This window comes from Dolichospermum sp. LEGE 00246 (genome assembly GCF_015207865.1).
GTDB classification, from domain to species: domain Bacteria; phylum Cyanobacteriota; class Cyanobacteriia; order Cyanobacteriales; family Nostocaceae; genus Dolichospermum; species Dolichospermum heterosporum.
Genome location: NZ_JADEWA010000237.1, coordinates 1 through 8,340, shown reverse-complemented (window position 1 = coordinate 8,340; position 8,340 = coordinate 1). Strand labels below are relative to the sequence as shown.

General features: G+C 38.7%; 8 protein-coding genes. 3 read left to right on the top strand and 5 right to left on the bottom strand.

The features are described 5' to 3' along the window. Positions 1 to 447 precede the first annotated feature (447 nt). From IQ228_RS15710 to IQ228_RS15695, 4 genes are all read right to left on the bottom strand, one after another. A complete protein-coding gene (locus IQ228_RS15710; RefSeq protein ID WP_027402902.1) occupies positions 448 to 777 on the bottom strand; it encodes a XisI protein in 330 nt (109 codons plus the stop codon). Then, positions 765 to 1,181: a XisH family protein gene (locus tag IQ228_RS15705; protein ID WP_027402901.1), complete on the bottom strand. Its 417-nt coding sequence runs from the start codon at positions 1,179 to 1,181 to the stop codon at positions 765 to 767. Before IQ228_RS15705 ends, IQ228_RS15710 begins: the two co-directional genes overlap by 13 nt. A gap of 120 nt (positions 1,182 to 1,301) precedes the next feature. Continuing rightward, a complete protein-coding gene (ahcY, locus tag IQ228_RS15700; RefSeq protein ID WP_193963474.1) occupies positions 1,302 to 2,579 on the bottom strand; it encodes an adenosylhomocysteinase in 1,278 nt (425 codons plus the stop codon). Positions 2,580 to 3,031: 452 nt separating this feature from the next. Then, positions 3,032 to 3,841, bottom strand: coding sequence for a hypothetical protein (locus tag IQ228_RS15695; protein ID WP_027402899.1), 810 nt, complete (start codon positions 3,839 to 3,841; stop codon positions 3,032 to 3,034). Between the two features lie 198 nt (positions 3,842 to 4,039). Here IQ228_RS15695 and IQ228_RS15690 point away from each other — a divergent pair, with 198 nt between their 5' ends. Then, the gene (locus tag IQ228_RS15690; protein WP_235335399.1) at positions 4,040 to 5,302 is read left to right on the top strand and encodes a mechanosensitive ion channel family protein; all 1,263 of its coding nucleotides are present in this window, start codon (positions 4,040 to 4,042) and stop codon (positions 5,300 to 5,302) included. Between the two features lie 359 nt (positions 5,303 to 5,661). On the opposite strand, the gene IQ228_RS15685 is transcribed toward IQ228_RS15690, so the two are convergent. Continuing rightward, on the bottom strand, positions 5,662 to 6,873 hold the full coding sequence (locus IQ228_RS15685) for an HhoA/HhoB/HtrA family serine endopeptidase (RefSeq protein WP_027402897.1): 1,212 nt from the start codon (positions 6,871 to 6,873) through the stop codon (positions 5,662 to 5,664). Positions 6,874 to 7,266: 393 nt separating this feature from the next. On the opposite strand from IQ228_RS15685, the gene IQ228_RS15680 reads away from it, so the two are divergent. Further along, the gene (locus IQ228_RS15680; protein WP_027402896.1) at positions 7,267 to 7,650 is read left to right on the top strand and encodes a metal-sensitive transcriptional regulator; all 384 of its coding nucleotides are present in this window, start codon (positions 7,267 to 7,269) and stop codon (positions 7,648 to 7,650) included. Then, on the top strand, positions 7,647 to 8,340 hold a 694-nt coding region (gene menH / locus IQ228_RS15675; RefSeq protein ID WP_193963472.1), incomplete at its 3' end, for a 2-succinyl-6-hydroxy-2,4-cyclohexadiene-1-carboxylate synthase. The genes IQ228_RS15680 and menH, both read left to right, overlap by 4 nt.

Genomic DNA, 8,340 nt, shown 5'->3' with positions numbered 1-8,340 from the left:
ATTTTATCCTATTCTCATTATTCTTTACTTAGTAATAATTCGTAGGTTGGGTTAAGCAAAGCGCAACCCAACGCAATAAAATTATAAAGATGTTGGGTTTCGTTCCTCAACCCAACCTACCACTTGATGAAGTTTTAATATGCAAATTAAATGTGTTTTAGCTTAAAAAAACAAACATCCTGTTAAAAAATATCACGCGACACTGTTCTTAGGTTGCCCCTTCGTAATACCAAAGCATACTGAAACCCGAAGGAAGGAAAAAAAACTATATCTATGGGGCGTAAACATTTCTCTTCCTTCGTGTTCTTCTCGTCTATCTCTATGGGGCGCTACGCGAACGTGGCTCATTAAATAAATCCATAGCAGAAAACGAAAAAAAAGGATAAACAAAATTTCTATCCCCAAAAAATCAAGTTATTATCAAGTTATCAAAATTGAATAAAAAATCTAAACCGATGCAAAATCAGTAAACTGTCTCATATAAGGTGGCTTAAAACCTAAAACAATATCCGTTTTTGGTACTCCCAAATCTACCAACTCACTAGCTACACCTTCTTCTGTAAAATCTCTCTGAATCCAAATTTTTCCATCTCTAATATCTACATGAATAATTGTCCCATAAGCCCTTTCATTATTTTCCCATCCTACATGAACCACTAAATAACTATTTCTTTCACAATCAAAAATTAACTCCTTTTCTGTGACTTTGGAAGCATGATTTTCTGTATGTCTTGCTAATACAGTTTTTACCAATTCAGGATAATTCATTCCTTCCATAAAACAATCTCCTGTTTAATAGCTTCAAATATCAGTAATTTTAATTGATGTTCAGCAATGATTTCTTGAATAAACGGAATGAGAAAAAACTCTTTGTATATTTCATTACCAATGGCAAGATATAAAATGCGGTTGGGTTCTTTTTTTCTTAAAACAGAACGGTAATTAAGTGTTTGTCCTAAAGCTGTATGAAATTCACTAACGTCAGATGGACCCAAAAAAGATTTTATTTCAACTGCTATTTTTTGTCCTTCCTTTTCTGCTCCTAACAGTCTTTCTGCTGCTAAATCAATCCGAAAATCAAGAGTATCTACTGTAAATGATAAAGGATCGTCAGTAATTAACCAACCATCTTTTTCTAAAGCTAACCTAACTGCATTGTGAAAAAAATCTTTTGCTGACATACAAACTTAAAACAACACCCTCCTCCCATTATATCCTCCCTCTGCGCTCTCTGCGTCTCTGCGGTTCGTTAAAAAAAGGGATAAGCAAAACGCCTATCCCCAAAAAATCAACTAAATGACTTACGTTCCAGACTGCCAAGAATTGGTATAGTCAATTTGCGCTGCTGTCAAACTATCAATGAAAATACCCATAGCTTGCAACTTCAAACGAGCAATTTCTTCATCCACTTCTCTAGGAATAGAATGCAAACCAGCAGCTAAACTACCCTTATTCTTCACCAGGTATTCAACAGCTAATGCTTGGTTAGCAAAACTCATATCCATAACTGCGCTGGGGTGTCCTTCAGCAGCAGCCAAATTAATCAAACGTCCCTGTCCGAGTACAACTACGGATTTACCATTTGTCAATTTATACTCTTCAGTGAAAGGACGGACATCCTTGATTTCCTTAGCATTAGCGGCTAAGTATTTCAAATCAAGTTCTAAATCGAAGTGACCAGAGTTACAAACGATCGCACCGTCTTTCATGATATCGAAGTGTTCACCGCGAACGACGTGCTTATTACCTGTGACAGTAATGAAGATATCACCGTGAGGTGCTGCTTCCGCCATTGGGAGGACGCGGAAACCATCCATAACGGCTTCAATTGCCTTGATGTGATCAATTTCGGTGACGATGACGTTTGCACCCATGCCACGGGCGCGGAGGGCTGTACCCTTACCACACCAGCCATAACCGACAACCACAACAGTCTTACCAGCTAACAAAATATTTGTAGCGCGGATAATCCCGTCTAAGGTAGATTGACCAGTACCATAGCGGTTATCAAAGAAGTGCTTGGTGTCTGCGTCGTTGACGTTCATGGCGGGGAATGTGAGAACGCCTTCTTTAAACATGGCGCGTAACCGCACGATACCAGTTGTGGTTTCTTCGGTGCTACCAATTAAATCTGCAATTTGGTGTTGACGATGTTGAACTAATTCTGCTACCACGTCGCTACCGTCATCAACAATGATGTTGGGGCGATGATCTAAGGCGATTTGCACGTGGCGGTTATATGTAGCGGCATCTTCGCCTTTTTGAGCAAATACGGCAATACCATGATCAGCTACAAGGCTTGCAGCTACGTCATCTTGAGTTGATAGGGGGTTACTAGCAATTAATACTGCATCAGCACCGCCGGCTTTGAGGGCGATCGCTAAATGTGCAGTTTCTGTGGTGACGTGGGCGCAAGCTGCCAGGCGTAAACCAGCGAAGGGCTTTTCTTTGGCAAAGCGATCGCGGATTTGCTTCAATACGGGCATTTCTCTTCCAGCCCATTCAATCCGTTGTCTTCCCAAGGGAGCGAGGGCGAGGTCTTTAACCTCGTGCTTTAATATGGGAGTTGTTGCAATCATGAAAAATTATCCTCTAAAAAATGAAACAGGTCTATAAACCTTTACGTACTTTAACAATATTTTCTGACAACTAGCCACATTTTCTCGTAAATACTGATTCCCGATTTATCAGCAAAAGTAATTTTGCCAATTATATGCCTAAATATATCAGATTTGATATAGTAAAAATATGGAACAAACTGATAAACCTCTAGTTTTATTACATGGATAAGTTCAGAAATTAAGTACAAATCATGAGAGAACGAACCACGAAGGAACGAAGAAAACGAAGAAAAGAGGGTTTCAGAGATATTTTGTGTAAGTCATAAGATAGTCAACCCAGGATTGCTAATGCTGAAAATGGCGATGATTCTGTTTCCATTGAGTTATTAATACGTGCAATGTTAGCTACTGGTGCAACTCCCCAGGATATCGTCCAGATAATTGCTAGTGTGCAGGGGTGAGAGTATTTTCTAAGTTAATGAAGCCAAAGTTTGTATCAACAGATGAGATTCTTTACCAATATCACCTTGTAATAAAAATTGATACCATTGTTGTAACTGTTGCCGAGCTAAAGTATAAAGCGGATCATCAATACCTGAGTGAAAAAGTTCTATTATCGCCTGTCTTTGAGTCTTTCCCCGTCCTAAAATCCTCAACCAGAGAGTGGAAATATCTATAGGTAGTTCATTTGTAACAACGATAGTAGTAGAAAAAATTGCAGGTAAATTATAAACACCTGGAATATTCACAGCAGATGATTTAATTCCAAATCCTTGAAAATGGTCAGGAAAAATAGAGGGAACGATGATCAATTGAGTTTTATTATCATCCTCTTCCGATTTTTCCCGATCTATATCTTTTAAAGTTTCATTTACAGGAATAATCCCGCCATTAGTTTCACTTGTCCACGTTAAAAAATGATTTATACAGTTTCTTACTTCCTGCGTGTTTGGTGTCCAGCGTAGAGGTTGAATAATACAGGGAGTTGAAGTAAGTTCTCCCAATAATCTCAAGGATATCCTAGATTTATTAATATCAGGTTCAAACAATACATCTACTATTTTTGCTTCCGCCACCACTTCGGGACTAACTAATATATTAGGGTTATTAGTAAAGAGTGTTTCTATATATGTACGTTCCCAACCAAATCGAGAAGGATGTTTATAGACTCTTAATTTAGGGTTGCGGGGAATAAGTTCATTCAGGAAAACATTACCATAATTACTAAGTAGTGCAGAAAGGTAATTTTGGGCAAAAATCACAAAAGATGGTCGAGACATAGGAAATTTTTCAAAAATATTATTTCTAAGATATTATACATTTAATTAGCCATATTTTATCATAAATACCTATTAGCTAGTAGATACTACCTTTATCTTCAATATAAGTAAGATTAAGACCTGATCTAACTTTTGGCTTTTTCATCCTTCTCTGATAAGACTATAGCAACCTTGCGAGTTACCCAAGGAGGTATTTGAGTGCTAGTTCAATTTTTAGCTATTACGGGTTCAATGATCATATCTATTGCACCTATACCTAAAGCTACAACCCAAACTCCAGAGAATTTACACAAAACTGCATTTATCAAAACAGCATTAACCCAACCACAACCAGAAACGCAAACTCAATTTTTCCAACAAGTTGGTATTGCTACTGCTAGTACCATCACTATGATGATTATGAGTTGGGGAGTCCGTCGTTTCCAAAAACGTTTAAGTAATAATTTACTAAAATCATTTGAGTCTAATTCCTTAGATGATCAACCCATTACCAAATTAATTAATCAACAACAGCAACATCTTCAAGAAGTTAAAACCAGACTATTTCAACTTGCACAAGCTGGAATTTGGGTCAGTGGCAATTTAATTATTTTAGGACTATTTCCTGCTACCCAAGCCTTACAAATTGGGATTCTCACCATTGCCAAAATTCCCATCAAATTAATTATTGTTGGTGTGGGAACTTATGTCATAGTCCGGTTTACTTATGCTATCATCGATCATTTTACCTCTACCATCATTAGTGGTGGAGCATTACTAACTCCAGAAACTTCCGAACGTTTACAATTGAGAATATCCACATTTTCCGGTGTCACTAAAAGTATCACCACCATTATTTGGGTAGGTGCGGGAATTTTAATGTCCTTAATTGCCTTGGGAATAAATATTGTTCCTCTTCTGGCTGGTGCCGGTTTGGTCGGTGTGGCTATATCTCTCGCTTCCCAAAACTTAATCAAAGACGCAATTAACGGCTTTCTAATTATTTTTGAAGATCAATATGCCCTGGGTGATATGATTACCGTCGGCAGTGTGGGCGGTTTGGTGGAAAAGTTGAATCTACGAATGACTCAAGTTCGAGATTCAGAAGGGCGTTTAATTACCATTCCCAATAGTGAAGTCAAGATTGTAGCTAATCTCTCCAGCCGCTGGTCACGGGCTGATTTAAGTATTCCGATTTCTTATCAAGCTGATGTAGACAAAGCTTTACAATTAATTGAAAATGTGGGTTTGGAGATGAGTCAAGATCCCGAATGGCAACATCAAATTCTGGAAAAGCCGAATGTTTTAGGAGTTGAACATTTTAGCGATCGCGGTATCATGATTCGCGTCTTAATCAAAACTCAGCCCCTCAAGCAATGGACTGTAGCCAGAGAATACCGTCGTCGTCTCAAAATTTCCTTAGACGCAGCCGGAATTTATATTCCCGTACCCCAACAAGCCAATTGGGTTACTGAATTTTAGCCTAAACAAGTTCAAAAATTTTCTAGTTATTCAGTCATCAAAAGACAACTTTTGCTATGAGACTGGGAATATGGCTAAGGCCACGCTACGCTATCATCATCTCGTTCCTAGTCTCTGACTAGGAATGCAGTTAATGAGGCTCTGCCTCTAATATCATTGAAGGCAGAGCCTTCTAGAATTCATTCCCAGTCAGAGACTGGGAATGAGATGACTTGAGTTCTTTGGGGGATAAATGTTTTATGTTAAGTTGACACCAATGAAGCTCTTGCTTTACCCCTACCCGCAGAATCAAATAATTAAGCCGTATTGAGTATAAGTTGACACCATTGAATGAAGCATACCCCCATACTCAAAACTAACTAAGAAAGGTCTTTCAACTCAGCGGTGCGGACGGAAAGCATCTGTGTCTGATTCCCTCTTTGCACTTTTATCTGCAACGCTTGACCAAGGGTACTGTCTTCCACTACACCTTGTAACTGTTCAGCACTAGTAATTTCTTTACTATCAATCTGTACAATCACATCACCGCGACGGATACCCGCAGTTGCAGCCGGAGAATTAGGGACAACTCGCATGACTAAAACTCCTTTAACTTCAGGAATTGCAAACATGGAATTAGGATCATTGTTATTTTGTTTTGCTAATTCCGGTGTTAATGTCACCATTTGCACACCTAAATAGGGGTGAGCAACTTTGCCATCTCGTTGCAATTGTACAGCGATCGCCTTAGCCTTATCAATAGGAATTGCAAACCCAATCCCCATCGCATCGGCGCGAATTGCGGTATTAATTCCAATCACTTCGCCTAAACCATTTAATAATGGTCCACCAGAGTTACCGGGGTTAATAGCTGCGTCAGTCTGGATGAAATCTAACCGTTTATCACTGATTCCTACTTGAGCGCTCGAACGTTTTAGGGTGCTGACAATCCCCAAGGTAACAGTATTATCAAATCCTAACGGATTACCCACCGCGATCGCCCAATCTCCCACCTGAACATTATTAGAAGCACCCAAAGGAGCAACAGGTAAATCTTTACCAGCATTAATCTTAACTACAGCCAAATCCGTAACTTCATCAATGCCTTTCACCTTACCCTCAAAAGTCCGACCATCTTTTAGACGGACTGTAACCTTATCAGCCTTATCAACTACGTGAGCATTAGTGAGAATTACGCCGCTTTTGTCAAGAATAAAACCAGAACCTAAACCCCGTAATTGTTCCGTCGGTGATTGTTGGGGAAAGCTATCACCAAAAAACCGCCGAAAAAATGGATCTTCCATCATCGGATCATTGCGGCGAGTAATCGTTCGTTCAGTATCAATTCTCACCACCGCCGCACCCACACGATTCACCGCTGCTGTCACAAAACTATGACTACCAATGACAGCAGTAGCAGAAGATGGTTTTTGAGCAACTTGTGTGAATGACTCAGTGACAGGATTTGGTCCCGGTTCTGCTGCTGAAGGTAACACCCGCAGGGAAGTGACAGTCAACACCACTCCCATAAAAATCGCTAACACATGGGTACTGAGTTGTCTAATAGACCGAGGCATTTGAAAAAATCGCATAATCACAACCTAATCTACAAGCCTAGTTTTTGCTGTTTCTTGATAAATCTATCTACATCTCATTCTAGTTTATTGACATTTTCACGTTTCGGGGATTTTGCCAAATCTTGGCTCAAACATGAATATTTCCCATCTGTCACTAATTCAGTAGCAGCAGTTAAACAACATACAAAATTCCTATCTCTCTAGGCTAAAATATTGATTAAGTAATTGGACAAAAATATTTACAGTCATTGCGAGCGAAGGGAAGCAATCACAACCCTGGCGATTGCTTCATTTCACTTCGTTCCCTATGGCTAACGCCACGCAACGCTAACGCAATGACATTGTGTAATTAATTCTGTCTCACTACTTAGAGCCAAAATGCCAAAACCAATATTCATAGAACAACTCATGAATGGAGCAACCCCCATCACAAACGACTCCTCACCTGTATCAGAACCAGGCGAACATATCCACAATCACAGTCATACGGATCATACACACATTGATTCTGTTCATCCTCATGTCCACAGTGAAGAGTCCTTACGGCGGATTATTAACCGACTATCACGTATAGAAGGTCACGTTCGCGGAATCAAGACAATGGTACAACAAAATACGCCATGTCCTGATGTATTATTACAAATTGCCGCCGTGCGAGGAGCATTAGATAAAGTAGCACGAATTGTCCTAGACGAACATTTAACTGAATGTATTGGTAGAGCCGCTCAAGCAGGTAATATAGAATCAGAAATTGAACAATTAAAAGCCGCTTTAGATAGATTTTTGCCTTGATTATCCATAAATATCAATTTCACTATTCTTTAAATCATCAACCAAACAAACCAATAATTCTGTTTTTACATGGCTTCATGGGGAATATTTATGAATTTGATCAAGCGATAAAACTACTAGTTGATGATTTTTCCCATCTTACCATTGATTTACCGGGACATGGCAAAACTCATGTTTTAGACGATGAATGTTATACAATGGCATCTACAGCCGCAGCCATTATCCAATTATTAGATCAATTAAAAATTGACCAGTGTTATTTAATTGGTTACTCAATGGGAGGAAGATTAGCCTTATATCTGACTCTGCATTTTCCCCAAAGATTTATTAAAGTTATCCTAGAATCTGCTTCTCCTGGTTTAGCAACAGAAACCGCAAGGTTGGCTAGAATTAAAAGTGATGCTCAAATAGCCAAAAAATTAACGAGAATGACAAATAAAGATGATTTTGTTCACTTTCTCCATAATTGGTATCAACAGCCAATTTTTGGGGATATTAAAAATCATCCACAATACCAATCTATGATAGCCAGTAGATTAGCAAATAATCCGCTAAATTTAGTTAAATCACTGCAATTTATGGGAACAGGTTCTCAACCTAGTTTATGGGAATTTCTACCTAAAAATACTATTCCTCTATTATTATTAGTTGGTGAGAAAGATGAAAAATTTATGAAAATTAATATGGAAG